We start from the raw sequence: 24,605 nt of genomic DNA, 5'->3' as shown, positions 1-24,605 counted from the left end.
GCAAGGGCGACCCCGCGACTTTGGCGAGACGGAGGGGTCGCCCTTGGCGTAGCTAGAGGTGCGTGGCGGTCAGGCGGCGGGCGACGGTGTCGAGCTTGGCGGTGAGGTCGGGGCCGGGGGTGTCGGTGAAGGCGTGCAGGGCGACGGTGGCCGCGATGATGACGTCGCACAGTTCGTCGGCGACGTCGGCGGTGGTGTGGGTGATGCCCTTGCGGGGGTTCTGGCCGGTCATGCCGATGTAGGCGGTGGATGCCTCCCCGGCCTCTTCGGTGACCTTCATCAGGCGCATGGCGATCTCGTGTTCGCCTACGCCATTGGCGGTGTCGAGGGCGGCGGCGATGCGGGCCGCGACGGGGAGCAGGATGGCGCTCATGGGTCTCCTTGGTCAGCCGTTGAAGTGGTTGCGCTTGAAGATCGCTTTGCGGATGTTGACCGTGGTCCCGCCCTGGTGGCCGTGCGGCTTGAAGATCTGCACCGCGACGAACCCGCCGAAGCAGACAGCGGCGAGCGTGATGAGCTGAGTGATCAGCGCGGTCAGGGCGGCGATGAAGGTGGTGAGCAGCAGGAGGCCGCCGCACACCGCGAGGAACCCGACCCCGCCCAACGCGGCGTTGACGGCCGCGCGGGAGACGGGCGGCTTAGCGGCGAGGGGTTCGGGCTGTGCGGGGTTGACGGCGTAGCCCGTGACCACGCGGCCGTCCGGGAGGACGATGCTCGCGACCGACGGGACCGCGCCCGGCTGGACGGGCACCATCGGTGCCTGCTGGACGACGACGGCGGGCGGGAGCGGGGTCGGCTGGTAGGCGGTCACGGCCCGTTCAGCGGCGGTGTTGCCGGGGTGTTCGGGGTGCATGCGGAATCCCTTCCGGCGGGTGGCCAGGGAGGTGGAGACACCCCCTTGCGGGGGTGCTGTGGAGGGGGTTTTCGGGGTCTGGCCTGCGGTGCCTCCCTGCCTCCCTGAACGATCATCAGTGCAGGTCAGGGCCAGGGAGGCGGGTCAGGGAGGGGTTCAGGGAGTTCTCCCTGCCTCCCTGGCCCGCGCGGGTCTGCCTCCCTGGTGTCAGGAGGTGGAAGCGGAACCGTCCGTGTCGCGGCCTGCGAGGGCGCGTTCGACGCGCTCGCGGGCGACGACCATGACGCCGTCGGACTTGTACGGTTCGGCTCCGGTGCCGTCCAGGACGCGCTTGAGGTCGAGGAACGTCCATCCCTGGTAGGCGTCCGCGTTCAGGCGGGCGAGCCGGGTGATGACCTCCTGGGTGCGCACTCGGGAGGCGTTCCCGAGCGCGGCGGCGATGTCGGCGAGCGGGTCGCGCTCTTCGCCGCGCTCGATGGCGTGCAGGGTGGTCACGCCGTCCCGCAGGGCCTTGGCGCGGGTGGTGAGGGCCTTGGCGCCGTCGTCGTCGATGTAGTGCGTGCGCACCGTGATCGAAGACTGCCCCGCGGGGATGGTGATGCCGTCGGAGGCGACGACCAGGGTTCCCCGGTCCAGGCCGGGACGCAGCAGGTTGGGGGCGGCGCCGCCGTCGACGGCCTTGTCCCCGAGTGCCATGCGGGCCTGAGACTCGGTGCCCAGTGCGAGGGAGGCACGGGTGTGGGCGCCCTCGCGTACGAGCTTGGGCAGGTTCTCGTTGGTGGGGTCCTGGGTGCCCTGCCACATCAGGACGTTCACGGCACGCCCCTGGTTGTGGATTTTGCGGACGGCCATGAAGTAGCGGGAGTTGGCCTTGGAGCCGCCGTAGGGGCGCTTGTCGTCGTCCTTGGCCGGGCACATGAACGCCACCTGCGCTTCGTCGACCAGCACGATCAGCGGCGGGAACTGCGTTCCGGGCGGGGCCTGGATGCGGCGGTTCATCTCATCCACGGCGCTTTCGACCATCTCCGTGACCTGGATGACGTGGTCGTCGGTCGGGCCCTGGATGAGCGTGTCGGCGAGGCCGTCGAACATGGCCCAGTCGCCGACGCCCTTGAGGTCGCCCATCAGGAAGCGCACCGACTTGTCCAGCGCGAGCCACAGGGCGAGGGAGCGCAGGGCGACCGTCTTGCCCTGGTTGGACAGGCCGGTGATGAGCAGGTGGCGCTGATACAGCGACAGGGCCGCCGCGTCGCCCCGCAGGTCCTGGCCCCACGGGGCCTTTCCCTTGGCGTAGTCGGCGGTCATCGTCTCGTCCGTGACCAGCGGGGACGGGCCGATCGGCTCGTCCAGGGCGCCGGAGTCGGCGACCCACAACCTGACCGTGCGGGCGGCCTGAGGGATGGTGATGAACACCTCGTGCTCGTGCCGGGTCAGGTTCTCCGCCAGCTTGCGGCGACGCTGCTGAACCTCGTTCGTCGACACCCCCGAGGGAAGGGTGACGTCGACCTCGACACCGCATCCGGCGATCCGGATCGGACCCAGCATCGACGCGCCGGCGTCACCCATCTCCGTGATCGCCTTGCGCAGCGCGGGAACCCCCAGGTCACGCAGAGCCTTGACGACGATGGACGGGGTGATCGGCTCACCCTCGCCGTTGCGCACGTTGGCGGGCAGGGCCCACGCGGGTGCGGCCTGTTGCTTGCTGCCGACCGCCCACAGGGCCAGCAGGGCGAACAGCGGCCCGAGGATCATCGCGTACGGCCAGACGACCTGGACGATCCGGATCAGGGTGCCGATGAACTCGATCGTGGCCTTGAGCGGGGTGATGACGTCGGTGATGTCGTGGTTGTTGATGGCCATCACGACCCCGAGCGCGACCAGCACCCCGATGCTCATTCCGACGCCGACCCCGACGCCCTTGGCGACGTCGAGGGGGGAGTGGAGCAGGTCCATGCGGCGGCGGTGGCGGGCCTCGCGGAAGCGCTGAAGCCGCTCCTCCCACTCCTCCGCCACCTCGTAGTTCCCGGCGGCCTCCGCCGCACGGAGCATGCGTTCGTAGCGGGCGCCGGTCTTGCCGTCCCACGTGCGGCGGGCCACGATCCGGCCCCCGTTGACGGTGTAGAGGCCGTGGCGGGCCACCGTGCGCACGGTCGTCTTGGTGGTCTCGTGCGTGACCACGGTGCGCACGGCACGGCCGGAACGCACCCACAGCGGCACGGGCTTGGCCGGGGCGGGGTCGGGGACGACAGTCAGCGTGGTTACGCCGGCCGTGTCGGCGGACGGTGCGGGGTCGGGGCTCTTGTGGAGACTGACGACGTTCTCGGACATGCTCAACGTGCTCCTGACTGCCCTGATCAGGGCGGGAGTTGAAGAAAGAAGAGGTGCCGGGGTGGCCACATCCGTGGCAGCGACGGCCACCCCGGCGGCAGATCAGCGGCCCTGGCGGGCGCGGTTCTCGGCACGGCTGAGCTGCGAGGGCTCGGTGCGCGGGCCGTCAACCCAGCAGAACGGGCGGAGACCGTCAGCGGCCTTGAAGGTACGGATGGCGGCGCCGGGCGGGGCGTCAGGCAGCGCGTGAACGCGGGCGCCGTCGAGGGAGGCCAGCATCCGGGCGCCGTGGTGCTCACACCCGTCGGCCCCCGCGCCGGCCGCGTCCAGCACGGTCACGGACACCGGACCGACGCAGCACGTGGGGTCTTCCGGGTGAGCGGCGGGGCAGCGGCCGTCCACGGTCACCACCACCCGGACGACTTCTTGGCCGCCTTCTCCTTGGCGGCCTCCGTCACGATCCGGGCCCGCTCCATCTGCAACGCGGTCACCTCAGCGATCAGCCGCGTCTCAGCGGCGGTGGACACGGAGTCCATCTGCTGTTCGGCGCGGTCGGTGCTCCTGCCGCGCATGACGCGGTAGGAGCCGCCGACCAGGCCACGCAGCACCTGGCGGCGTTCCTGGCTGGTCAGCGGCCACAACTCACCGTTGCGGACGGCTTCCAGCTTCCGGTTCGTCAGCCGGATCTCCTTGTCCAGGCGACGAGTGTCGGGCTTACCCATGGTCAGCAACTCCCAGAGAGGTTGGGGGTGTTGGGGGGCGTGCCGGGCATCAGGCGGCCACCACGCGCTTCCACGCGGCCCGCAGGCGCACCTCGGAGGCGGAGTGACCCGACTGACGGAAGCGGGTCGCCATCTCGCGGTAGGACAGGGCCGGAGTGCGGCTGTGGCGGATCTCGTCGACCAGCGCGTCAAGGGCCGCGTCGGTGAGCGCGGGCCCCGACTCCAGCGCGGCAACCGGCTCGACCGGCCCCCACACCGGGAGTTCCCAGCGGGGTGTGACGTCGGGTGTGACGCGGCTCGTCACGCTGGTCAGCGCCCTGCCTGTGTCCTCGCCCTGCCGTGCGCTCTCCAGCGTCGACCACGCCCCGGCAAGGGTTTTGGCGGTGCGTGCCTGGACGCGGGCGACGCGCGCCCCGGCAGCCGTCACGGCAGTCAGCCGGGTCTCCTCGGTCGTGGCATCGGCCCGGAGTCGAGCGCGAGCCACGGCCGCTTCGTCGCGGGCCTCCTGCTGAATGCCCCGGATCGCGTCCAGCGCGAGCGGGGTGAGCGCGGTGCGCTCCCACAGCCCGTGCACGAGCCACAGGGCTTTCGCGGCGATCGGCAGCCACGCTACCGCCAGCCACGCGCCGGCCGACGTTTCGGCGGTCAGGGCGTGCGTGACCAGGACCCCGGACGCGATGAGCCCGAACGACCAGCCCACGGCGGTCACCACGCGGTTGTGGTCGCCCTGCGCGGCCAGGCGCCGTTCGTAGGCCAGGGTGGCCAGCCAACCGCCGTCGATGCCGAGTCCGACGACCAGGGCGACGGGCCACGGCACCGACGTGCCGAGCCACATCACGACCACGGCCAGAGTGAGCACCATGCTCACGGCCGTCATCGCGACGGCCGGAAGCACGGTCTTGCCGGTACGGGCGCTCATGCCACACCGCCCTTCGCGCCGGAGACGCGGTTGGCGAGCGTGCGCCGCTCGATCAGCACCCGGTTGCGGGCCCGGCGGACGCGCCGGGTGTCCAGCTCGTTCGGGGTGCGGTCGAGGGTGATGATGTGCGCGTCGAGCAGGTCGACCTCCGCCAGGATCAGCGGCATCTCGGTCTCGATCGCGTCCAGCTCCGCATCCGTCGGCTTCATGAAGGAGTCGGCGAAGTCGGCGAATGGTGTCCAGTCATCGGACGCCGTAACAGTGCCCTGAACAGTGACGATGTGTTCCATTGGGTCGTGTACTCCCTTGCAGGTGGAACGGCCCGAACAGAGCCCCCGGAGTTGCACCTCCGGGGGCTCACGCCGTTGAAGTCGGAAACTCCGGCTCCCCGCACTCCCGTCCGTCCCCCGGCCCCAAGTGCGCAGCGAGGTACGGGCGGGAGAGGCAGCCGGCCGCAGCGTTCAGCGCTGCGAAGCCAGGGCGGACCGGAAGAAGCAGGGGCACCGCCGACCGGTCCATCGCGGCGGCGCCTTGGTATGCCGTCGGCCCATGCCGACCTCCCGCGAATCGCAGGGACACGGCTTTCACCGGTCCGCCGTTGCCACAGCGGACCGGCCCCGAGCCGGGAACATCGGGCGCGTCATCGTCACTGCTCTGACGCCAGCAGGGCGGCGCGCGCCAGGTGGTAGACAACGGGTTGACCTCCCGAAAGGAAGGGATGATCCCGAGGACTGTTCTCCAGAGCTGGCACGCAGGGCGGGACGGGTTCACCCGCCATGAAGTGGCCGCCGTCGGCCATCACCCGGGCCGCAACGGGGACGAGGACTCACACCCCGTCGAACTTGAATCCCTATTGAATTCTCAACCAACTGACGCTGTCTTCGTACTCACCCCTGCGGGGCTTTCCTCCGGGCGTTGGTGCAGCTCCGAGGCGGTGCGCCCCTGTTTGATGCGGGCATACCGGGACACGGTGACCTCCGGTCGACGTTCCGACCGACGGGCACATCCCTAAGGTTCCCTAGGGTTCCCTGCGGTGTCAAGCGGTAAGCTAGGGAACCTCAGGGAACCGAGACGAAGGAGCAGGCGAAATGGCCGGTCAGGCCGACAACCGGGCGCCGTACGCGAAGATTGCCGCCCACTATGCGGAGCTGATCACGTCCGGCCAGCTACCGCCGGGGACGCTCCTGCCGAGCATTAAGAACCTGTCGGAAGAGTGGAGCGTGAGCACGGCCACGGCTGAGAAAGCGCTGCGCAAGCTTCGCAACGAAGGCATGGTTCGAGGCATCCACGGGATCGGAACGGAAGTCCTAGACCAGCCGGGCCCGATGTCGTCGGGATCTCAGCGTCAGGACCGGGGCCGCCGTACAGGATCAAGTTGGGGGTCCGGTGAACGATCCGACTCGCACAAGGCTGGCGTGGTCCCTGCGCCTCTGGAAGTGGCGCAGGCTCTCGGTATCGAGCCTCGCTCCGACGTGATTCGTCGGAGCCGCGTGTACCGGGACCGACACGGCATCGTGGCGCACAGTACGTCTTGGATTCCGGCTCGGTACGGGAAACTGATCCCGCAGTTGGCGAAGAGCGAGCGATTGACGGGGGGTACCTCACTCCAGCTCATCGCCGAAGCGACTGGCCTCCCGATCAGTCATCGGATCGACACCGCGTCAGCGCGCCTGCTCACTGCGGAAGACACCGAGCACTTGGAGCTGGACCCGGAGAACCCGCCGGCGGAGCCTGTGGTCGTGATGACCGCGAAGTTCATCGACAGTGAGAACAACGTCGTGGAATACGGTGTTGACCTAGGTGGGCCTGGTCGAACCTGGCGGACGGAGTCGGAGGTTTCCCCGTGACCACCTTGGATGACACGCTCTTGAGTGTCCTTGAAGATCGGATGGGCGCTCTACTCACCGCTCGCCGTATCGGCATGCCCGCGCCCGAAGCCGAAGTGGAAATCTCTGCGATCTCCCAGACCCTGACGAGACCAATGACCGCGCCTGCGCCCTTCTGCATCCTCATGGCCGGGCTTCCTGGCTCCGGCAAGACCACGCTGTCCCGAGCCCTCACCGACCGCGGGTTCGTTCGTCTGTGCCCAGATGAAGAGATGTACCGCCGACACGGCGTCTACGGCGTCGACTTCCCGCGGGGCACTTTCCCTGCCCTTGAGCGGCCAGTACTCGAAGACGTGGCGGTTGAACTCAGGGAACGACTCAAGGCAGGACGTGACGTGGTCGTCGACCACGGCTTCTGGACCCCGGAAGATCGTGCTAGGTGGCGAGCCATCGCCACGGACGCCGGCGCCACCCCGGTACTGGTCTATCTCGCAGCGAGCCATGACGAACTCTGGGCGAGGATCAGCCGGCGCAACGACTTCCACGCGGATGATCCGAACTCGATCTACTTCTCGGAGAGTGATCTCCAGCGGTACCGAACCCGGTTTATTCCCCCCCAAGCAGACGAACCTCATCTCCTCTACGAGGGCGACTCCGCAGGCGTGATCGCGGCCATGGAAGCCCTTCGTCCCTGCCCGCCAACGTAGCGCTCCCATCAAGCGTACGTTTGATGACGAGCCCCCTGAAGTCTGAAGGGCAGCTCAACGGAGCGACGCGTGCCTGGCAAGGGCACAGCGCCTGTAACTGGGTGGTAGGAAATGAGTGAGTGCCGTCAACGGAGTCGTTGACGGCACTCTTGATGTGGTCTGTCAGCGCGTGCTGGCGGGCTGTCCATCCACACCGCAGCAGCTATGAAGATTGCTCTTCGCTGTCTGCCGCCGTACGCTTACGGCTGCGAGCCACGCAAGCCAAGCTCCCTGCCAGGAAAATGGTTAGCTTACGGCCCGGTGGCGACCGGCGGTCCCAACAGACCTACTTATGCCGGTCGCCGCTTCATTTTTACCCGGCATCACGGCGCTCCTGGTCGGGGGGCCCTCCAGCGTCGGATCTACCTGGAGGCAGTTGTAGACGTTCGTCGAACGCCAAACTTTTCACAAAGGCTGAAATACGGGCGGCATCTGCCCCAGTGAGATCGATCGGAAGCTCAATTCTCACAATGAGGTCTGGTCGCAGCGGCAATGAGTAAGACACCAGGGCAGGTTGAGCCACTGCGTCGGAGCGATGGGTCAGCGGCGCCGACTGCGTAGGCACTTGATCAACAGCGATCTCCGTACCTGCCTCGATGTCGTCGCTAGCCGTGGGCGACTTCTCCTCCGTTGAGCGTCCGTTTGTCCCGTTCTTCGGTCGCCGGATCTTGATAACAGGCTTCCAAGAGCCGCCATCCAAGTACTTCTTGTACATGCTAACGGCTTGGCGGAAGCGAGATCGGTACGTCGAGATGCTGGCGGGGCTGAGCTCAGCACTCTTCAGATTCTCGAAGCGTTGGATGAGATCCTCTACGTCCAGCGAGCGGATGTCGATGGCATCAAACTCGACCTCTTCCGTGCCGAGGATGTGCGTAACCGAGATCCGCAGTGCCGTTGCTGTCCCCCGGGGGATCTCACCACGCTTGGCAGCTCTGTCGATGAAAGCGATGAGGCCAGCGCCAGTGCCATCGTTGTGGTTAGGCATGTCGCCTCCTTCCCGCTTCAGTCGATCGTTCAGTGAGCTTGATTTTGAAGCACGGCGGGACGAGACGTCAAGCGGATCAGAGGGCAGTTTGAATCTCGATCTTGATCGGAGGGTTTCGATCAAGAGTGAAAGCTTTCGATCAGTGGAGGTGGCGGCAGCCGCCCCTGGGCTGGGATGCATTGAGCCCCGGGGCCTTCGCTATCTGTCGCTCGTCTCGCCCTCAAGCATCGGTTTCCCCCAGGTGTCCCCCCAGCGCGCCTCAACTGTCGGTAACCGCAGGTCAGATGGCCGGGAAGCGGCCCGCTGTAAATCTGCCGGCTCAGCCTTCCCAGGTTCGAATCCTGGCGCCGCCACGCTGAGAAAGAGACCCTCTCCGAACTGCGGAAACGCAGGGCGGAGGGGGTCTCTTCGTGTTCGGGGGTCTCGGGGTGCGTGACTCGGGACGGCGTGATGTGTCTCACCGGTCGGGGCGTGGGTCAGGACGCGTGTTCGTGTTCTTTCTGCAGGGCCGAGCGCATGTAGTGGAAGCGGTCCAGGGTGCGGCGGCGCACCCAGAGGATCCAGCAGCAGAAGGCGGCCGTGCCGAGTGCGAAGACGAGCGGGAAGACCACCGAACCGGTGGCCACGCCCAGGGCGAGGATCGCGGCCGCCATCAGGCCCATGAAGCCCAGCCAGTACGGCAGCCAGCGGGCGTTGCGTTCGAAGCGCTCCAACTGATCGTCCACCAGCCTTCGCATGGCCGCCCGTTCCTCGGGGTCGGTCGGCACCTCGCGATGCCGGATCCTGCGGCCGAGTTCGACGAGTCCACGTGAGTCGGTGCCTGCCGCGCGGCGGGCCCTGCGGCGCTGTACGGCCACGAACGTCATGGTGACGGCGGTGAAGAGCGCCCCTCGGACCACCCACACGACAGGGTCGCGGTCCCAGCGGATCAGAGCAGTGACACCCACACACACAAGGAAAACCAAGACCGCCTGTGCGGTCAGACTGCGGTCGAGCCAGCGCTTGAAGGAGCGCACGGCACGTACCTCCTCAGAATCGACGGATACCGCTGTCGTTTCCGAATACCCCTTCGAGAACGGCCTATTGGGGGTGGGGGAGGGGGCGAGGGCTCCAAGACGCACGATCCCCGCCCGTCCGGGGCACACTGACTGCATGTCCAGTCGTCGCAGGCTCTGCCCCGAATGCCGTCGCGAGATCGCGGTCGTCGCCGGTCGCTTCGCCCGGCACGATCCGCCCGGAGCCCGCGAGAGAGGTCAACTGGTCTCCTGCCCGGGCTCCCGCAGACAGGCGGAACTCGGAGCGGCACAGCCGTCGTTGGACGGGTACACGGTCCCGACCGTCCCCGGCCAGCTCCCACTCTTCTGAGCCGCGCTCCGGCCAGCCCCCGCTCTTCTGAGCCGGGCTCTCGCAGTTCCGACCTGCCGGGCACGGGCCACCTACGACCCTCGTGCGCCGGGCGGCCTACGCTCCCCGCCCGACCCCGTGCCCCGGTGAGCCCAAAGCCCTACGCCCCGCCCCGAGTCCGCACGGCCGGCCGCCGAAGTGCCTCCCGCGCGGCCGGCACGCCCCCTGCGCCCGCCCTCAGTTGCCCGCCACCGACTTGACCGCCACCGACACCGGCGTGGAGCCACTGATCAGCTCCAGCGTCAGCCCGGCGGTCGCGGGCGTGTCCAGCAACTCCGCGATTACGGCGGCCACGTCGTCGCGCGGGACCGAGCCCCTCCCGGTGTGCGCCTCCAGCCGTACGAGGCCCTTGCCCGGGTCGTCCGTGAGCGCACCCGGGCGCAGGATCGTCCAGTCCAGGGAGTCCAGGCCGCTCACATAGGCGTCCGCCTCGCCCTTGGCGCGCAGGTACACGTCGAAGATCTCGTCGCCCTCGTGGTGCGGGTCGGCGCCCATGGACGACACGATCACGAAGCGTCGTACGCCGGCCTGGACCGCCGCGTCCGCGAACAGCACCGCCGCCGCCTTGTCCACCGTGTCCTTGCGGGCCGCGCCGCTGCCCGGACCCGCGCCCGCCGCGAAGACCGCCGCGTCGGCGCCCTGCAGAACGGCCGCGACCTCCTCGACCGAGGCCGACTCCAGGTCCAGCACGACCGGTTCGGCGCCGATGTCCCGAAGGTCGTCGCTCTGCTCCGCGCGGCGGATGATCCCCGCGGCCTCGTCCCCACGCGCGGCGAGCAGTCGCTCCAGCCGCAGCGCGATCTGACCATGTCCTCCAGCGATGACAATGCGCATGTCTTCGACCGTACGCCCCAACAGCCGCATCCGCCTGTGCCGTCCGGCGCCGACGGCCCCTGCGACCGACCAGCCGCGCACCACCCCGGCGCCCTCAGACAGGTCCAGCCGACACCCTCGCCCCCTCAATCAAGCGCAGACCTCACACCCCGCCCCTCAATCAACCGCGACCCCACACCCCGCCCCTCAAGCAGCCACAGCCCGCACCCTCCACCCCTCCAGCGCCCGCCCCTACGACACCTCCCCCCGCCCCTGCCGAGGCAACCCCAACTCCGACGTCGCCGAGTTGCAGTACTCCCGTACCGCGCTGGTCCGCGCCACCACGCGCCCCCCGTGCACCACGATCCGGCTGTACGCCAGGGAGAGCGCGCCGGCCAGGCGGTCGCCGCGTACCGCGAGCAGCTCGGCCGGGAAGCCCGCCTCCACGCGCACCTCGGGGAGCCCGAGGACGGCCCGCGCGGAGCAGCTCACCGTGTCGTAGGCGTCCTCGGGCCGCAGCCCGTGGCGGGAGGCGAGCAGATACGCGGCCTCCAGGGGGTCACCGCGCCCCACCGGGTTCGAGACGTCCCGCAGCGCCCCGCTCCCGGCCGCCACCCGGACCCCGGCCGCGCGCAGCAGCCGTACCGGAGCCGTGGCCGCGGTGGCCGCCGTACCCCGCCGGTCGTCGACGCCCCCGCAGCAGCCCTGCGGCAGGCACACCACCGCCACCCCGGCCGCCGCGAGCTGGTCGGCGGTCCTGGACACCACCTCGGTGGGCAGGTGGTCGAGGCCCGCGCAGGGGCCGAGGGTCACACCGGGCCGCAGTCCGCCGGCCATCGCGGCGAGCCGGGCGAGACGGGCAGGGTCGGCGGCGTCGGTGTGCAGGTCGACGGGGCAGCCGTACTCCGAGGCCACCTCCAGGACCGCCTCCGCGTAGCCGGTCGGATCGGGGTCGAGGTCCGGGCAGCCGCCCACCACCGAGGCGCCCATCTTCAGCGCGTCCCGGAGCATCGCGAGCCCCTCGGCGCCGGCCACCCCGGTCAGCACCCGTGGCATCGCCACCGCGGTCAACTCGGCGAGCCCGCGCAGCGAACGCCGGGCCTGGAGTACGGCGGCCAGCGCGCCGAGGCCCTGGACGTCCCCCACGCGCACGTGTGCCCTGAGCGCGGTCGCGCCGTGCCCGAGCTGGAGCAGGGCGGCCTCGGTGGCCCGGCGCTGGACATCGTGGGGGTCGTAGGAGAGCGGTCCCTCGACGTCGGCCGACAGTGCGGTGTCGGCGTGGGCGTGCGGCTCGGCCGGGGCCGGCAGCAGGAGGTAGCCGCTCAGGTCCACGCGCGCCCCACGCGCGCGCGTGCCGCCCATGGCCAGGCTCCCGGCCGTACCGACCGCCTCGATGCGCCCGCCGCCCAGCCGTACGTCCACGGTCCGGCCGTCGGTGAGCCGCGCCCCGCACAACAGGAGGCCGGCCCCGTCCGGTCCGCCCGACGACGGGGCGCCCGACCAGGACGACGAGGAGTGGTGCGGCTGCGGCTGGCTGTCGGGCATCGCGCTCCAGGGGCTCGGGGCTGCGCTGCCCGGAGCCACCGGAACCGCGCAAGGGACGCAAGATCACGCAGAGTGAGTCGAGCCTAGGGTGGCCGCGCCCCCGTCACAGGGAGGAGCGCAATAGTCGTACCGGTGTGGTCCGCCGTGCGGGAGAGGCGCCCGAGACCTCCGTGAAGCCCGTGGATCAAGGCACCCGGGGCGCCACGAAACGGATTTGGGTGAACGGCTGCGGACCGTGTAATGTCTTCATCGCTCGCCCCAATAGCTCAGTCGGCAGAGCGTCTCCATGGTAAGGAGAAGGTCTACGGTTCGATTCCGTATTGGGGCTCTGGTGTGTGAGGTTCCCGTCGCAAGGCGGGAACGGATCGCATCTCAGCGGTGTAGCTCAGTCGGTAGAGCAAGCGGCTCATAATCGCTGTGTCACCGGTTCAAGTCCGGTCACCGCTACTGACAGTAGCCGATTGCGGGGTCGGTCCTTCGATCGGCTACTCTTCTATGCGTTAAACCATCCCATCCGTTCGTCAAGGAGCACTCACGTGGCTGCCACCGACGTCCGCCCGAAGATCACGCTGGCCTGCGTGGAGTGCAAGGAGCGGAACTACATCACCAAGAAGAACCGGCGTAACAACCCGGACCGACTGGAGATGAAGAAGCACTGCCCGCGTTGCAACGCGCACACCGCGCACCGCGAGACGCGATAAATCAGGCTCGTACACGAGGCCGTCCCCGAGAGATCGGGGGCGGCCTCGCGTCGTTGAGCGACCCCGTACCGGCCAGTAGAGCAACCAGGAGGTGCCGAGGCCATGGCACTCGACCAGTCCTTCGTGGGGCGGAGCTACCCGCCCACCGACCCCTATGAGGTGGGCCGGGAGAAGATCCGCGAGTTCGCCGAGGCGGTGGGGGACACCAACCCCGCGTACACGGACCCGGAAGCCGCCAAGGCGCTCGGCCACCCCGATGTGATCGCCCCGCCGACCTTCGTCTTCTCCATCACCTTCAGGGCGGCCGGCCAGGTCGTCCAGGACCCGCAGCTCGGGCTGGACTACAGCCGCGTGGTGCACGGAGACCAGAAGTTCGCCTACGTCCGCCCCGTGCGCGCCGGCGACCGGCTGACGGTCACCTCCACCATCGAGGCGATCAAGTCCATGGCCGGCAACGACATCCTGGACATCCGCGGCGAGGTCCACGACGAGGCCGGCGAGCACGTCGTGACCGCCTGGACCAAGCTGGTCGCCCGCGCGGCCGAGGGGGCGTGACGAAGAACATGACGGCGAAGATCGCATACGGCGACGTCGAGGTCGGCACCGAGCTGCCCGCCCGGACCTTCCCCGTGACCCGCGCCACCCTCGTCCAGTACGCGGGCGCCTCCGGGGACTTCAACCCCATCCACTGGAACGAGAAGTTCGCCAAGGAGGTCGGGCTGCCGGACGTCATCGCGCACGGCATGTTCACCATGGCCGAGGCGATCCGCGTGGTGACCGACTGGGCCGGCGACCCGGGCGCGGTCGTCGAGTACGGCGTGCGTTTCACCAAGCCCGTCGTGGTCCCGAACGACGACCAGGGCGCCACCATCGAGGTCAGCGCCAAGGTCGCCGCCAAGCTCGACGACAACACGGTCCGCGTGGACCTCACGGCGACCAGCGCCGGGCAGAAGGTCCTGGGCATGTCGCGAGCCGTCGTACGACTGGCCTGAGGGCTGCCTCCAGGTGCCGATGTAAGGAGCGTCCTCCATGGTGGGGCGCTCCTTACATTTCCTCCGCGATCCGCCTCTTGCCAAGTTAGTGATTGAGTACTAACTTAGCCGCATGGCCAGGATGAGTGCGGAAGAGCGGCGCGAGAGCGTCATTCGTGCGGCGATGATCGAGTTCGCCCGCGGCGGTTACCACGGCACCTCGACCGAGGCGATCGCCAAGCGGGTCGAGGTCTCGCAGCCGTATCTCTTCCGGCTCTTCCCGGGGAAGAAGGCGATCTTCGTGGCGGCGGCGGAGCGCTGCGTGGACGACACCATCCGCACCTTCGAGGAGGCGTCCAAAGGTCTGGAGGGCGAAGAGGCCCTTCATGCCATGGCGGACGCGTACACCCGGGTCATCACGGAGCAGCCCGAGCGGCTTCGGATGCAGATGCAGATGTATGTCGCGGTGGGCGCCGCCGAGCAGGAGGGCGACCATGAGTTCGGCGAGGCGGTGCGGGCCGGCTGGATGCGGTTGTGGGACACCGTCCATCTGCCGCTCGGCGCCGACGTCAACGAGACGACGACCTTCCTGGCGTACGGGATGTTGATCAACTGCCTGGTGGCGATGGGGTTCCCGCCCGAGCACCGGGTCTGGGAAGGGCTCTATCCGTCGGCGCGGGTCACGGGCCGGCTGGAGAAGTGAGCTCAGCGGAGGAGGCGTCATCGGCGCCTTTTCATGATCGAGAAACTTAGTGACCAATAACTAATCACCCGTTGGGGGAGCGATGTCACAGCAAGCGCAAGCCACACCGACCGCACGCCGCGGGGGAGCCCTCTGGGCCCTCGTCATCACCAGCGTCGCCGGATTCATGGCGGCCCTCGACAACCTCGTCGTCACCACCGCCCTGCCCTCCATCCGCGAGGACCTCGGCGGAGCGCTGCACGACCTCGAATGGACCGTCAGCGCCTACACGCTGACCTTCGCCGTCCTGCTGATGACCGGCGCGGCCCTCGGTGACCGCTTCGGCCGCCGCCGGCTCTTCCTGGTCGGCCTCACGATCTTCACCGGCGCCTCGGCCGCCGCGGCCCTGGCCCCCGGCATCGACTCCCTCATCGCCGCCCGCGCGGTCCAGGGCGTGGGCGCGGCGATCATGATGCCGCTCACGCTCACCCTCCTCACCGCGGCCGTCCCCGCCGCCAGGCGCGGAATGGCGTACGGCATCTGGGGCGCCGTCAACGGACTCGCGGTCGCGTCCGGACCGCTGATCGGCGGGAGCCTCACCGAGCACATCTCCTGGCAGTGGATCTTCTGGCTGAACGTCCCGCTCGGCGTCGTCCTGCTGCCCCTCGCCCGGGTCCGTCTCGCCGAGTCCCACGGCACGGGGGCGCGCCTCGACATCCCCGGCACGCTGCTCGCCAGCGGTGGTCTCTTCGGTGTCGTCTACGGCCTGGTCCGCGGCCCGTCCGACGGCTGGACCGACTCCCTGGTGCTGCTGGCCCTGTTCGCGGGCGGTGCGCTTCTGGCCGCGTTCGTCCTCTACAGCACGCGGGCCAAGAACCCCATGCTTCCGATGCGGCTGTTCCGGTCCCGGGCCTTCTCCGGCATCAACGCGGCGAGCCTCCTCATGTTCCTCGGGATGTTCGGTTCGATCTTCCTGCTCAGCCAGTACATGCAGGGTGTTCTCGGTTACTCGCCCACCGAGGCGGGGCTGCGGATGCTGCCGTGGACCGGCATGCCGATGCTCGTCGCGCCGATCGCCGGGATCCTCTCCGACCGCATCGGCGGGCGCCCGGTCGTGGCGACGGGGCTGTTCTTCCAGGCGGCGGGGCTCGCGTACCTGGCGTCCGTCGTCACCGTCGACGCGTCCTACGGCTCGCAGCTTCCCGGTCTCGTCCTCAGCGGCATCGGCATGGCCCTGTTCTTCGCCCCCGCGTCCAACCTGGTCATGTCGAGCGTGCGGCCCTCGGAGCAGGGCATCGCTTCCGGGGCGAACAACGCGTTGCGTGAGGTGGGTGGGGCGCTGGGAATCGCGGTCATGGCGTCGATCTTCTCCGCGCAGGGCGGCTACGAGACGGGCCAGTCCTTCGTGGACGGGCTTCGGCCGGCGCTGGTCACTGGGGCGGGGGTTGTGGCGGTCGCTGGGCTGGCGGCTCTGCTGATTCCTTCGCGGAAGCGGGTTGCGGGGGATGTGGTGCGGGGGGTTACTGAGGAGGTGCGGGAGTTGGAGGGGGTGGCTGGCTGAGCTGCCTGGTCAGGTCGACGGTCCCGTCCGGGGAGGGCGGGACCGCTGCGCTGGGCTTGGGCCGGGCGCCTTCTGGGGTGCCGGGTGCGGTTGTGGGGCGGGTGCGGGTGTGTGGGGGCTGGTCGCGCAGTTCCCCGCGCCCCCGCTGCGCTGGGCTTGGGCCGGGCGCCTACTGATGTGCCGGGTTCGGTTGTCGAGCGGGTGCGGGTGCGTCGTGGCTTGTCGCGCAGTTCCCCGCGCCCCTGGGTGGGTGCAGTCACCTGTGCCACGACGTGCCGTTGGCCGCGTACGGCGTGAAGGGGACGGGGTGGGGGGTGTCCGCCCGCAGCGGCCGGCGTCCGGAACCGAGCACCACTTGAAGGACCGAGCCGCCGGACCGAGGACGGATACCCCCCACCCCGGCACCGACCCACCCACCGGACCGCACGCGCTACACACGCCCCCACCGAACAGCAACGGGCCGCCGCAGGCATCTCAGGGGCGCGGGGAACTGCGCAAAAACGCCCGCCCCCACCCAGCCGCACCCGGCCACACCCCAAGCCCCCCGTACCCTGTACCGCGTGCAGGAACGACACGACGCCCCCCTCGCCCCCCTCACCACCTTCCGCCTGGGCGGCCCCGCCACCCGGCTCGTCACCGCGGTGACCGACGCCGAGGTGATCGAGGTCGTCCGCGAGGCCGACAGGACCCGCACCCCCCTCCTCGTCATCGGCGGCGGGTCCAACCTCGTCATCGGGGACAAGGGGTTCGAGGGCACCGCCCTCGTCATCGGCACCCGGGGCTTCGAACTCACCGGCACCCACCTCGAACTCGCCGCCGGCGAAGTGTGGACCGACGCCGTCGCCCGCGCCGTCGACGCCGGACTCGCCGGTATCGAGTGCCTCGCCGGCATCCCCGGCTCCGCCGGCGCGACTCCCATCCAGAACGTCGGCGCCTACGGCCAGGAGGTGTCCTCCACCATCACCGAGGTCACCGCCTACGACCGCCACACCGGCGAGACCGTCACCCTCACCAACGACGACTGCGCCTTCTCCTACCGCCACAGCCGCTTCAAGCAGGACCCCACCCGCTACGTCGTCCTGCGGGTCCACTTCGAGCTGGAGGACGCCGGCGGCCTCTCCGCGCCGATCAAGTACGCCGAGACCGCCCGCACCCTCGGCGTCGAACCCGGCGACCGCGTCCCCCTCGCCGACGCCCGCGAGACCGTCCTGAAGCTGCGCGCGGGCAAGGGCATGGTCCTGGCCCCCGACGACCACGACACCTGGTCGGCCGGCTCCTTCTTCACCAACCCCATCCTCACGGCCGCCCAGTTCGATGAGTTCCACGCGCGCGTGAAGCAGCACCTCGGCGAGGACGCCGAACCCCCCGCCTACCCCGCGGGCGACGGCCACACCAAGACCTCCGCGGCCTGGCTGATCGACAAGGCCGGCTTCACCAAGGGCTACGGCACCGGCCCCGCCCGCATCTCCACCAAGCACACCCTGGCCCTCACCAACCGGGGCGACGCCACCACCGAGGACCTCCTCGCCCTGGCCCGAGAGGTCGTCAAGGGCGTACGGGACACCTTCGGGATCACCTTGGTCAACGAACCGGTGACCGTGGGCGTCAACCTGTAGAACCTGTGGCCGACCAGGCCCGAAAGCGTCGTACGCCACCAGAGCGTCAGTACGCCACCCCCACCCCCTGCTTCACCACCCCCGCGTCCCCGACCATCCCCAGCATCGCGTGCGCCACATCCGCCCGCGCGATGAACCGTCCCCGAGCCGGAAAACCCCCGGCCACCACGCGATACTCGCCGGTCACGGGCTTGTTCTGAAGGCGCGGCGGACGCACGACGGTCCAGTCCGTACCGCTCGCCGCCAGCTCCGCCTCCATCTCGCGCAGATCGGCGTAGACATCCTTCAGTACGGCGGACACGAGCCCCCGCATCCACCGGTCCACCGCCCCGTCCTCCGCGGGCGCCGGCCCGACCGGCCCCGCGCTGACGACCAGGACCCGCCGGACCTGCTCCGCCTCCATCGCGGCCAGGACGATGCGGGTCAGCCGCGTCGCGATTCCGGCGTCCTTGCGGGCCCGCGGCCCGAGCCCGGACAGCACCGCGTCCCGCCCGGTCACGGCGGGCCGCAGGACCTCCGGGTCGGTGAGATCCGCACGCACCACCTCCAGCCGTGCGCCGGTGACGGCCAGCCGGGCAGGATCCCGGACGACCGCCGTGACCTCATGGCCTGCCGCCAGGCCCTGCCGGACGAGCTCGCGCCCTATGCCCCCGGTGGCACCGAAAACCGTGAGTTTCATGGGTACTCCCGTACTCGAAGGAGGTGGGTGAGTATTCACTCACCTCTGCCTCCTTCTAGAGTGGGTAAGTACTCACCCACCCGTCAAGCCCGCCATCCGACCCACATCCGACCCAAGGAGAAACGCACAGCATGGAGCCCAAGCCCGGTCCGGCCCGCGTTCGCATCCTCGACGCCGCCCACGAGCTGATGCTCACCGTTGGGCTCGCGCGTGCCACGACCAAGGAGATCGCCAAGGCGGCCGGCTGCTCCGAGGCGGCGCTGTACAAGTACTTCGCCAGCAAGGAGGAGGTGTTCATCCGCGTCCTCGCGGAACGCCTCCCGAAACTGGCCCCCCTGCTGCACGCCCTCGCCGCCGAGCCGGGCCGCAACAGCCTGGAGGAGAACCTCACCGAGATCGCCCGCCAGGCCGCCCTCTTCTACGAGCAGAGCTTTCCGATCGCCGCCTCGCTGTACGCCGAGACCCAGCTCAAGCGGCGTCACGACGACGCGATGCGCGAGATGGACTCCGGCCCGCACAAGCCGATCGAGTGGCTCGACACCTACCTCCGCGCCGAGCAGTCCATCGGCCGGGTCGCCCTCACCGCCGACACCTTCGCCGCCGCCTCCCTCCTGCTGGGAGCCTGCGCGCAACGGGCGTTCGCCTACGACGCCACCCAGGACGGCGTACGGCCGCCGGTGGAGGAGTTCGCCGCCCGGCTGGCCCGGACCCTGCTGGGCGGAATCGCGGCAGCGGGGGAATCGGTGTGACCGTCAGGCCCGGCCCACGTCAGGAGGCCGGGCCGCTGAGCCAGTCGTCCACCCCCGACAGCAGCTTCGTCTTCATGTCCTCCGGTGCCGCCGAGGCCCGTACCGACTGGCGGGCCAGTTCCGCGAGTTCCGCGTCCGTGAAGGCGTGGTAGCGGCGGGCGATCTCGTACTGCGCGGCCAGGCGGGAGCCGAAGAGCAGGGGGTCGTCGGCACCCAGGGCCATCGGTACGCCGGCCTCGAAGAGGGTGCGCAGCGGAACGTCCTCCGGCTTCTCGTACACGCCGAGCGCCACGTTCGACGCCGGGCACACCTCGCACGTCACCCCCCGGTCCGCGAGCCGCTTCAGCAGCCGCGGGTCCTCCGCCGCGCGCACCCCGTGCCCGATCCGGTTCGCGTCCAGGTCGTCCAGGCAGTCCCGCACCGAGGCAGGACCCGCCAGCTCGCCGCCGTGCGGCGCCGACAGCAGGCCGCCCTCGCGCGCGATGTGGAAGGCGCGGTCGAAGTCCCGGGCCATGCCCCGGCGTTCGTCGTTCGACAGGCCGAAGCCGACCACGCCCCGGTCCGCGTACCGCACCGCCAGCCGGGCCAGCGTGCGCGCGTCCAGCGGGTGCTTCATCCGGTTCGCGGCCACCAGCACCCGCATCCCGAGCCCGGTCTCCCGCGAGGTCGTCTCCACCGCGTCCAGGATGATCTCCAGCGCCGGGATCAGCCCACCGAGCCGGGGCGCGTACGAGGTCGGGTCGACCTGGATCTCCAGCCACCCCGACCCGTCGCGCACGTCCTCCTCCGCGGCCTCCCGCACCAGCCGCCGGATGTCCTCGGGCTCCCTGAGGCACGAGCGGGCGGCGTCGTACAGCCGCTGGAACCGGAACCAGCCGCGCTCGTCCGTGGCCCGCAGCCTCGGCGGCTCCCCGCTGGTCAGCGCGTCGACCAGCGCCTCGGGCAGTCGTACCCCGTACTTGTCGGCCAGTTCCAGAACCGTCCCCGGGCGCATCGAGCCGGTGAAGTGCAGATGCAGATGGGCTTTCGGCAGCTCAGAGACATCACGTACACGCTCCATTCGCCGATCCTGCCGTACGCCACGGGCGTCCCGGTACCGCTTTCCCCTTTAGTGGTCTTGCTCGCACAAAAAAGCACCCCCTCCACGGAGGGGGTGCTTCCGGTACGGCGGCTCAGTCCTGCGCCTCCGCCAGCAGCTTCTGGATCCGGCTGACGCCCTCGACGAGATCCTCGTCACCCAGCGCGTACGACAGCCGCAGGTAACCCGGCGTGCCGAAGGCCTCGCCCGGGACGACCGCGACCTCGGCCTCCTCCAGGATCAGCGCGGCGAGCTCCACCGTGTCCTGCGGACGCTTGCCGCGGATCTCCTTGCCGAGCAGCTCCTTGACCGACGGGTAGGCGTAGAAGGCACCCTCGGGCTCGGGGCAGAAGACGCCGTCGATCTCGTTGAGCATGCGGACGATCGTCTTGCGGCGGCGGTCGAAGGCCGTGCGCATCTCCGCCACCGCGTCGAGGTTGCCGGAGACCGCGGCGAGGGCGGCGACCTGGGCGACGTTCGACACGTTGGACGTGGCGTGCGACTGGAGGTTCGTCGCGGCCTTGACGACGTCCTTCGGGCCGATGATCCAGCCCACCCGCCAGCCGGTCATGGCGTACGTCTTGGCGACACCGTTGACCACGACGGTCTTGTCGGCGAGCTCGGGCACGACCACCGGCAGGGAGTGGAACTCGGCGTCGCCGTAGACCAGGTGCTCGTAGATCTCGTCGGTGAGGACCCACAGGCCCTTCTCGAGCGCCCAGCGGCCGATCTCCTCGATCTGCTCGCGGCTGTAGACGGCACCGGTCGGGTTGGAGGGCGAGACGAAGAGGACGACCTTGGTGTTCTCGGTGCGGGCCGCCTCCAGCTGCTCGACGGAGACCCGGTAGCCGGTCGTCTCGTCGGCGACCACCTCCACCGGGACACCGCCGGCCAGCCGGATCGACTCCGGGTACGTCGTCCAGTACGGCGCCGGGACGATGACCTCGTCGCCCGGGTCGAGGATCGCGGCGAAGGCCTCGTAGATCGCCTGCTTGCCGCCGTTGGTCACCAGGATCTGGGACGCGTCGACCTCGTAGCCGGAGTCGCGCAGCGTCTTCGCGGCGATCGCGGCCTTCAGCTCGGGCAGGCCGCCGGCCGGCGTGTAGCGGTGGTACTTCGGGTTCGAGCAGGCCTCGATCGCGGCCTGGACGATGTAGTCCGGGGTCGGGAAGTCCGGCTCACCGGCGCCGAAGCCGATCACCGGACGCCCGGCGGCCTTGAGGGCCTTGGCCTTGGCGTCCACGGCGAGGGTGGCGGACTCGGAGATCGCGCCGACTCGGGCGGAGACCCGGCGCTCGGTGGGAGGGGTTGCAGCGCTCATGGGGCCCATCGTTCCAGACCGGAAACTTCCCCGGCACACGGGTTTCACAGACTGAACAACAGTGGAACAACCGTCCGGATTCGCACCGCACGCTGGGCGATCTTCCTTCCCCAAGGCCCCTACGGGCGCTTTCTGTTCGACGGGGGGCCGCGGACCACGTACACTCTCACCTCGTTGGCCTTCAGCAGCCGCCCCGCCAGGTGCACACCGAGCACCCGGTCGGATGCGGTACGTTGGGGGGCACGCAAAGGGTCGTAGCTCAATTGGTAGAGCACCGGTCTCCAAAACCGGCGGTTGGGGGTTCAAGTCCCTCCGGCCCTGCTACACACCTCCCCGCCAGGATGTGTGCGCATGTACGTACAGCACTGCACCGCCGTGCGGCTCCGACCGGGCGCGGCACGGCCACGACCCGGGAACAGGTGAGGACGAATGGCGGACGCCGTGGGCTCCATCGATACGCCTGGCGCCCAGGATGAAGTGCCGGAGACCCAGAAGAAGACCCGCAAGGGCGGCAAGCGTGCCAAGAAGGGCCCGCTGAAGCGTCTGGCGACCTTCTACCGGCAGATCGTCGCAGAACTCCGCAAGGTCGTCTGGCCGACGCGGAACCAGCTGACGACGTACACGACCGTGGTGATCGTCTTCGTCCTCGTCATGATCGGTCTGGTGACCGTGATTGACTATGGACTCAACCACGCCGCCAAGTACGTATTCGGCTGAGCACAGAGCGAAGGGCGCCGAGGTTACCGGCGCCCCTTTTCGCATGTTCCACCCCTAAGTATCCAGGAAGAAGCAGCCACCGTGTCTGACCAGAACCTGAACGACGCCATCGAGCCCGACGAGTCTGTCGACGACGAGCTCGACATCGTCGAGGGCGCGGACGAGGACCTGGACGAGGTCGAGGCTGCCGACGCCGAGGCCGGCGAGGCCGCCGAGGAATCCGCTCTGCACGTCGAGGGCGAGGCCGAGGTCGAGTCCGGTGGTGACGTCGAGGCCGTCGAGGACGAGGCGGAAGAGGAAGAGCCGGCCGAGCCGGTCGACCCCGTCGCCGCCCTGCGCGAGGAGCTGCGGACCCTTCCCGGCGAGTGGTACGTCATCCACACCTACGCCGGTTACGAGAACCGCGTGAAGACCAACCTCGAACAGCGTGCCGTCTCGCTGAACGTCGAGGACTACATCTTCCAGGCCGAGGTGCCCCAGGAAGAGGTCGTCCAGATCAAGAACGGCGACCGCAAGACGATCCGTCAGAACAAGCTCCCCGGCTATGTGCTGGTGCGCATGGACCTGACGAACGAGTCCTGGGGCGTCGTCCGCAACACCCCCGGCGTGACCGGCTTCGTGGGCAACGCCTACGACCCGTACCCGCTGACCCTGGACGAGATCGTCAAGATGCTCGCCCCGGAGGCCGAGGAGAAGGCCGCCCGCGAGGCCGCCGAGGCCGAGGGCAAGCCGGCTCCGGCCCGCAAGGTCGAGGTCCAGGTCCTGGACTTCGAGGTCGGCGACTCGGTCACCGTCACCGACGGCCCCTTCGCCACCCTCCAGGCCACGATCAACGAGATCAACGCCGACTCCAAGAAGGTCAAGGGCCTGGTGGAGATCTTCGGCCGCGAGACCCCGGTCGAGCTGTCCTTCGACCAGATCCAGAAGAACTAGCTTCTTCCGGACAGAGCTTCCGAGCAGGTCAGGCGGGCTTTCAGAGCCTGTCTGACCTGCTCGGTTTTTGGCCGCGCATCTATACCCGCTATCGTTGTGCGGTATGCCTGCGTCCGGGTGGTCCCCGAGCGCAGGCAGGACCCGAATCGAAAGGACCCGGAGAGCTATGCCTCCCAAGAAGAAGAAGGTCACGGGGCTCATCAAGCTCCAGATCCAGGCCGGTGCCGCCAACCCGGCTCCGCCGGTCGGCCCCGCGCTGGGTCAGCACGGCGTCAACATCATGGAGTTCTGCAAGGCGTACAACGCCGCGACCGAGTCGCAGCGTGGCTGGGTGATCCCGGTGGAGATCACGGTCTACGAGGACCGCTCCTTCACCTTCATCACCAAGACGCCGCCGGCCGCGAAGATGATCCTCAAGGCCGCGGGCATCGAGAAGGGCTCCGGCGAGCCGCACAAGACCAAGGTCGCCAAGATCACCGAGGCGCAGGTCCGCGAGATCGCCACCACCAAGCTCCCCGACCTCAACGCCAACGACCTGGACGCCGCCGCGAAGATCATCGCCGGTACCGCGCGTTCCATGGGCGTCACGGTCGAGGGCTGAGCCCCAACCCCCCGTACATCAAGCAGAAGTGGCAGGGCCGGCTCGGCCCGTACCACGACTCCTAAGAACACACAGGAGCAGTTGTGAGCAAGCGCAGCAAGGCCCTTCGCGCTGCGGACGAGAAGATCGACCGGGAGAAGCTGTACGCCCCGCTCGAGGCCGTCCGTCTCGCCAAGGAGACCTCCACGACCAAGTTCGACGGCACCGTCGAGGTCGCCTTCCGTCTGGGTGTCGACCCGCGCAAGGCCGACCAGATGGTCCGTGGCACCGTGAACCTCCCGCACGGCACCGGTAAGACCGCCCGGGTCCTGGTCTTCGCGACCGGTGACCGTGCCGAGGCCGCTCGTGCCGCGGGCGCCGACATCGTCGGCGCCGACGAGCTGATCGACGAGGTGTCGAAGGGCCGTCTGGACTTCGACGCCGTCGTCGCCACCCCGGACCTCATGGGCAAGGTCGGCCGCCTCGGCCGCGTGCTCGGTCCCCGTGGTCTCATGCCGAACCCCAAGACCGGCACCGTGACCCCGGACGTGACGAAGGCTGTCACGGACATCAAGGGCGGCAAGATCGAGTTCCGCGTCGACAAGCACTCGAACCTGCACTTCATCATCGGCAAGACGTCGTTCGACGACACCAAGCTGGTGGAGAACTACGGTGCGGCGCTCGAGGAGATCATCCGTCTGAAGCCGTCCGCCGCCAAGGGCCGCTACATCAAGAAGGCCGCCATCAGCACCACGATGGGCCCCGGCATCCCGGTCGACTCCAACCGCACCCGCAACCTCCTCGTCGAGGAGGACCCGGCCGCGGTCTGAGACACCGGCAGGTTCACGGGCCCCGCACCTTTCGAGGTGCGGGGCC

Annotated in this window: 28 protein-coding genes and 3 tRNA genes; 17 read left to right on the top strand and 14 right to left on the bottom strand. The window is 69.3% G+C overall.

The window, feature by feature from the left end; all coding sequences use genetic code 11:
• Window positions 1–52: 52 nt before the first annotated feature.
• The 7 genes from ACFULQ_RS23890 to ACFULQ_RS23860 form a co-directional block, all read right to left on the bottom strand.
• A complete protein-coding gene (locus ACFULQ_RS23890; RefSeq protein WP_383546982.1) occupies window positions 53–373 on the bottom strand; it encodes a MazG-like family protein in 321 nt (106 codons plus the stop codon).
• Between the two features lie 12 nt (window positions 374–385).
• Window positions 386–853: a hypothetical protein gene (locus tag ACFULQ_RS23885; RefSeq protein WP_383546981.1), complete on the bottom strand. Its 468-nt coding sequence runs from the start codon at window positions 851–853 to the stop codon at window positions 386–388.
• Between the two features lie 207 nt (window positions 854–1,060).
• A complete protein-coding gene (locus tag ACFULQ_RS23880) occupies window positions 1,061–3,181 on the bottom strand; it encodes an FtsK/SpoIIIE domain-containing protein (protein ID WP_383546980.1) in 2,121 nt (706 codons plus the stop codon).
• Window positions 3,182–3,283: 102 nt separating this feature from the next.
• Window positions 3,284–3,526, bottom strand: a complete 243-nt coding sequence (locus ACFULQ_RS23875) for a hypothetical protein (protein WP_383546978.1) — start codon at window positions 3,524–3,526, stop codon at window positions 3,284–3,286.
• A gap of 59 nt (window positions 3,527–3,585) precedes the next feature.
• Window positions 3,586–3,903, bottom strand: a complete 318-nt coding sequence (locus ACFULQ_RS23870; protein WP_383546977.1) for a hypothetical protein — start codon at window positions 3,901–3,903, stop codon at window positions 3,586–3,588.
• 49 nt (window positions 3,904–3,952) lie between these two features.
• Complete coding sequence (locus tag ACFULQ_RS23865; RefSeq protein WP_383546976.1) at window positions 3,953–4,822, bottom strand: protein spdB; 870 nt, start codon at window positions 4,820–4,822, stop codon at window positions 3,953–3,955.
• On the bottom strand, window positions 4,819–5,112 hold the full coding sequence (locus ACFULQ_RS23860; RefSeq protein ID WP_383546974.1) for a DUF6284 family protein: 294 nt from the start codon (window positions 5,110–5,112) through the stop codon (window positions 4,819–4,821). The genes ACFULQ_RS23865 and ACFULQ_RS23860 overlap by 4 nt, the downstream gene beginning before the upstream one ends.
• A 798-nt stretch (window positions 5,113–5,910) precedes the next feature.
• Here ACFULQ_RS23860 and ACFULQ_RS23855 point away from each other — a divergent pair.
• The gene (locus ACFULQ_RS23855) at window positions 5,911–6,669 is read left to right on the top strand and encodes a GntR family transcriptional regulator (protein WP_383546972.1); all 759 of its coding nucleotides are present in this window, start codon (window positions 5,911–5,913) and stop codon (window positions 6,667–6,669) included.
• Window positions 6,666–7,355: an AAA family ATPase gene (locus tag ACFULQ_RS23850; protein WP_383546970.1), complete on the top strand. Its 690-nt coding sequence runs from the start codon at window positions 6,666–6,668 to the stop codon at window positions 7,353–7,355. Before ACFULQ_RS23855 ends, ACFULQ_RS23850 begins: the two co-directional genes overlap by 4 nt.
• 352 nt (window positions 7,356–7,707) lie before the next feature.
• Here the strand turns inward: ACFULQ_RS23850 and ACFULQ_RS23845 are convergent, their stop codons facing one another.
• Window positions 7,708–8,379, bottom strand: coding sequence for a hypothetical protein (locus ACFULQ_RS23845; RefSeq protein ID WP_383546968.1), 672 nt, complete (start codon window positions 8,377–8,379; stop codon window positions 7,708–7,710).
• Between the two features lie 476 nt (window positions 8,380–8,855).
• Window positions 8,856–9,326 carry a hypothetical protein gene (locus tag ACFULQ_RS23840; RefSeq protein WP_383546966.1) on the bottom strand — a complete coding sequence of 157 codons (471 nt, stop codon included), beginning with the start codon at window positions 9,324–9,326 and terminating at the stop codon, window positions 8,856–8,858.
• Window positions 9,327–9,531: 205 nt separating this feature from the next.
• On the opposite strand from ACFULQ_RS23840, the gene ACFULQ_RS23835 reads away from it, so the two are divergent.
• Entirely contained in the window at window positions 9,532–9,744 is a 213-nt protein-coding gene (locus ACFULQ_RS23835) for a hypothetical protein (protein ID WP_330265030.1), read from the top strand.
• Between the two features lie 216 nt (window positions 9,745–9,960).
• Here ACFULQ_RS23835 and ACFULQ_RS23830 read toward each other — a convergent pair whose 3' ends face one another.
• On the bottom strand, window positions 9,961–10,617 hold the full coding sequence (locus ACFULQ_RS23830; protein ID WP_383546964.1) for an NAD(P)H-binding protein: 657 nt from the start codon (window positions 10,615–10,617) through the stop codon (window positions 9,961–9,963).
• Between the two features lie 231 nt (window positions 10,618–10,848).
• Window positions 10,849–12,141: an amidohydrolase family protein gene (locus ACFULQ_RS23825; RefSeq protein ID WP_383546963.1), complete on the bottom strand. Its 1,293-nt coding sequence runs from the start codon at window positions 12,139–12,141 to the stop codon at window positions 10,849–10,851.
• 255 nt (window positions 12,142–12,396) lie between these two features.
• Between ACFULQ_RS23825 and ACFULQ_RS23820 the strand changes: the two genes are divergently transcribed.
• The 8 genes from ACFULQ_RS23820 (at window position 12,397) to ACFULQ_RS23785 (ending at window position 17,672) form a co-directional block, all read left to right on the top strand.
• A tRNA-Thr gene (locus ACFULQ_RS23820) sits at window positions 12,397–12,469 on the top strand.
• Between the two features lie 46 nt (window positions 12,470–12,515).
• Window positions 12,516–12,588: transfer RNA gene (locus ACFULQ_RS23815), tRNA-Met, on the top strand.
• An 89-nt stretch (window positions 12,589–12,677) separates the two neighbouring features.
• Window positions 12,678–12,842: a 50S ribosomal protein L33 gene (gene rpmG / locus ACFULQ_RS23810; RefSeq protein ID WP_003948671.1), complete on the top strand. Its 165-nt coding sequence runs from the start codon at window positions 12,678–12,680 to the stop codon at window positions 12,840–12,842.
• 102 nt (window positions 12,843–12,944) lie between these two features.
• Entirely contained in the window at window positions 12,945–13,397 is a 453-nt protein-coding gene (locus ACFULQ_RS23805; RefSeq protein ID WP_356455881.1) for a MaoC family dehydratase N-terminal domain-containing protein, read from the top strand.
• A gap of 8 nt (window positions 13,398–13,405) precedes the next feature.
• Window positions 13,406–13,834 (top strand): MaoC family dehydratase, encoded by a 429-nt coding sequence (locus tag ACFULQ_RS23800; RefSeq protein ID WP_383547063.1) that lies wholly within the window; start codon window positions 13,406–13,408, stop codon window positions 13,832–13,834.
• A 112-nt stretch (window positions 13,835–13,946) separates the two neighbouring features.
• Complete coding sequence (locus tag ACFULQ_RS23795; protein ID WP_383546961.1) at window positions 13,947–14,516, top strand: TetR/AcrR family transcriptional regulator; 570 nt, start codon at window positions 13,947–13,949, stop codon at window positions 14,514–14,516.
• Window positions 14,517–14,598: 82 nt separating this feature from the next.
• Window positions 14,599–16,056 (top strand): MFS transporter, encoded by a 1,458-nt coding sequence (locus ACFULQ_RS23790; RefSeq protein WP_383546960.1) that lies wholly within the window; start codon window positions 14,599–14,601, stop codon window positions 16,054–16,056.
• Between the two features lie 560 nt (window positions 16,057–16,616).
• Window positions 16,617–17,672 carry a UDP-N-acetylmuramate dehydrogenase gene (locus tag ACFULQ_RS23785; protein ID WP_383546958.1) on the top strand — a complete coding sequence of 352 codons (1,056 nt, stop codon included), beginning with the start codon at window positions 16,617–16,619 and terminating at the stop codon, window positions 17,670–17,672.
• 46 nt (window positions 17,673–17,718) lie between these two features.
• Here ACFULQ_RS23785 and ACFULQ_RS23780 read toward each other — a convergent pair whose 3' ends face one another.
• On the bottom strand, window positions 17,719–18,351 hold the full coding sequence (locus tag ACFULQ_RS23780) for an NAD(P)-dependent oxidoreductase (RefSeq protein ID WP_383546957.1): 633 nt from the start codon (window positions 18,349–18,351) through the stop codon (window positions 17,719–17,721).
• 131 nt (window positions 18,352–18,482) lie between these two features.
• On the opposite strand from ACFULQ_RS23780, the gene ACFULQ_RS23775 reads away from it, so the two are divergent.
• Window positions 18,483–19,100, top strand: a complete 618-nt coding sequence (locus ACFULQ_RS23775; RefSeq protein ID WP_383546955.1) for a TetR/AcrR family transcriptional regulator — start codon at window positions 18,483–18,485, stop codon at window positions 19,098–19,100.
• 19 nt (window positions 19,101–19,119) lie between these two features.
• On the opposite strand, the gene ACFULQ_RS23770 is transcribed toward ACFULQ_RS23775, so the two are convergent.
• Both ACFULQ_RS23770 and ACFULQ_RS23765 read right to left on the bottom strand, forming a co-directional pair.
• Window positions 19,120–20,160 carry an adenosine deaminase gene (locus ACFULQ_RS23770; protein WP_383546953.1) on the bottom strand — a complete coding sequence of 347 codons (1,041 nt, stop codon included), beginning with the start codon at window positions 20,158–20,160 and terminating at the stop codon, window positions 19,120–19,122.
• A 112-nt stretch (window positions 20,161–20,272) separates the two neighbouring features.
• Complete coding sequence (locus ACFULQ_RS23765) at window positions 20,273–21,499, bottom strand: pyridoxal phosphate-dependent aminotransferase (RefSeq protein WP_383546951.1); 1,227 nt, start codon at window positions 21,497–21,499, stop codon at window positions 20,273–20,275.
• A 248-nt stretch (window positions 21,500–21,747) separates the two neighbouring features.
• Here ACFULQ_RS23765 and ACFULQ_RS23760 point away from each other — a divergent pair.
• From ACFULQ_RS23760 to rplA, 5 genes are all read left to right on the top strand, one after another.
• Window positions 21,748–21,820 (top strand) — tRNA-Trp (locus ACFULQ_RS23760).
• 108 nt (window positions 21,821–21,928) lie between these two features.
• A complete protein-coding gene (gene secE, locus ACFULQ_RS23755; protein ID WP_123762496.1) occupies window positions 21,929–22,216 on the top strand; it encodes a preprotein translocase subunit SecE in 288 nt (95 codons plus the stop codon).
• A gap of 81 nt (window positions 22,217–22,297) precedes the next feature.
• Window positions 22,298–23,149, top strand: a complete 852-nt coding sequence (nusG, locus tag ACFULQ_RS23750; RefSeq protein WP_383546949.1) for a transcription termination/antitermination protein NusG — start codon at window positions 22,298–22,300, stop codon at window positions 23,147–23,149.
• A gap of 166 nt (window positions 23,150–23,315) precedes the next feature.
• Window positions 23,316–23,750 (top strand): 50S ribosomal protein L11, encoded by a 435-nt coding sequence (gene rplK / locus ACFULQ_RS23745; protein WP_030317334.1) that lies wholly within the window; start codon window positions 23,316–23,318, stop codon window positions 23,748–23,750.
• A gap of 83 nt (window positions 23,751–23,833) precedes the next feature.
• Window positions 23,834–24,559 carry a 50S ribosomal protein L1 gene (gene rplA / locus ACFULQ_RS23740; protein ID WP_383546947.1) on the top strand — a complete coding sequence of 242 codons (726 nt, stop codon included), beginning with the start codon at window positions 23,834–23,836 and terminating at the stop codon, window positions 24,557–24,559.
• Window positions 24,560–24,605 lie beyond the last annotated feature (46 nt).

The sequence above is a fragment of the Streptomyces sp. NPDC057253 genome (genome assembly GCF_042669125.1).
Lineage (GTDB): Bacteria > Actinomycetota > Actinomycetes > Streptomycetales > Streptomycetaceae > Streptomyces.
The sequence above is the reverse complement of the archived record's forward strand: the minus strand, read 5'-3'. Positions and strand labels throughout refer to the sequence as shown.

Coding starts and splice junctions, on each gene's coding strand:
- ACFULQ_RS23890 (WP_383546982.1), bottom strand. CDS start 373: ATGAGCGCCATCCTGCTCCCCGTCGCGGCCCGCATCGCCGCCGCCCTC.
- ACFULQ_RS23885 (WP_383546981.1), bottom strand. CDS start 853: ATGCACCCCGAACACCCCGGCAACACCGCCGCTGAACGGGCCGTGACC.
- ACFULQ_RS23880 (WP_383546980.1), bottom strand. CDS start 3,181: ATGTCCGAGAACGTCGTCAGTCTCCACAAGAGCCCCGACCCCGCACCG.
- ACFULQ_RS23870 (WP_383546977.1), bottom strand. CDS start 3,903: ATGGGTAAGCCCGACACTCGTCGCCTGGACAAGGAGATCCGGCTGACG.
- ACFULQ_RS23865 (WP_383546976.1), bottom strand. CDS start 4,822: ATGAGCGCCCGTACCGGCAAGACCGTGCTTCCGGCCGTCGCGATGACG.
- ACFULQ_RS23860 (WP_383546974.1), bottom strand. CDS start 5,112: ATGGAACACATCGTCACTGTTCAGGGCACTGTTACGGCGTCCGATGAC.
- ACFULQ_RS23855 (WP_383546972.1), top strand. CDS start 5,911: ATGGCCGGTCAGGCCGACAACCGGGCGCCGTACGCGAAGATTGCCGCC.
- ACFULQ_RS23845 (WP_383546968.1), bottom strand. CDS start 8,379: ATGCCTAACCACAACGATGGCACTGGCGCTGGCCTCATCGCTTTCATC.
- ACFULQ_RS23835 (WP_330265030.1), top strand. CDS start 9,532: ATGTCCAGTCGTCGCAGGCTCTGCCCCGAATGCCGTCGCGAGATCGCG.
- ACFULQ_RS23830 (WP_383546964.1), bottom strand. CDS start 10,617: ATGCGCATTGTCATCGCTGGAGGACATGGTCAGATCGCGCTGCGGCTG.
- ACFULQ_RS23825 (WP_383546963.1), bottom strand. CDS start 12,141: ATGCCCGACAGCCAGCCGCAGCCGCACCACTCCTCGTCGTCCTGGTCG.
- ACFULQ_RS23805 (WP_356455881.1), top strand. CDS start 12,945: ATGGCACTCGACCAGTCCTTCGTGGGGCGGAGCTACCCGCCCACCGAC.
- ACFULQ_RS23800 (WP_383547063.1), top strand. CDS start 13,406: ATGACGGCGAAGATCGCATACGGCGACGTCGAGGTCGGCACCGAGCTG.
- ACFULQ_RS23795 (WP_383546961.1), top strand. CDS start 13,947: ATGGCCAGGATGAGTGCGGAAGAGCGGCGCGAGAGCGTCATTCGTGCG.
- ACFULQ_RS23790 (WP_383546960.1), top strand. CDS start 14,599: ATGTCACAGCAAGCGCAAGCCACACCGACCGCACGCCGCGGGGGAGCC.
- ACFULQ_RS23780 (WP_383546957.1), bottom strand. CDS start 18,351: ATGAAACTCACGGTTTTCGGTGCCACCGGGGGCATAGGGCGCGAGCTC.
- ACFULQ_RS23775 (WP_383546955.1), top strand. CDS start 18,483: ATGGAGCCCAAGCCCGGTCCGGCCCGCGTTCGCATCCTCGACGCCGCC.
- ACFULQ_RS23770 (WP_383546953.1), bottom strand. CDS start 20,160: ATGGAGCGTGTACGTGATGTCTCTGAGCTGCCGAAAGCCCATCTGCAT.
- ACFULQ_RS23765 (WP_383546951.1), bottom strand. CDS start 21,499: ATGAGCGCTGCAACCCCTCCCACCGAGCGCCGGGTCTCCGCCCGAGTC.
- secE (WP_123762496.1), top strand. CDS start 21,929: ATGGCGGACGCCGTGGGCTCCATCGATACGCCTGGCGCCCAGGATGAA.
- rplK (WP_030317334.1), top strand. CDS start 23,316: ATGCCTCCCAAGAAGAAGAAGGTCACGGGGCTCATCAAGCTCCAGATC.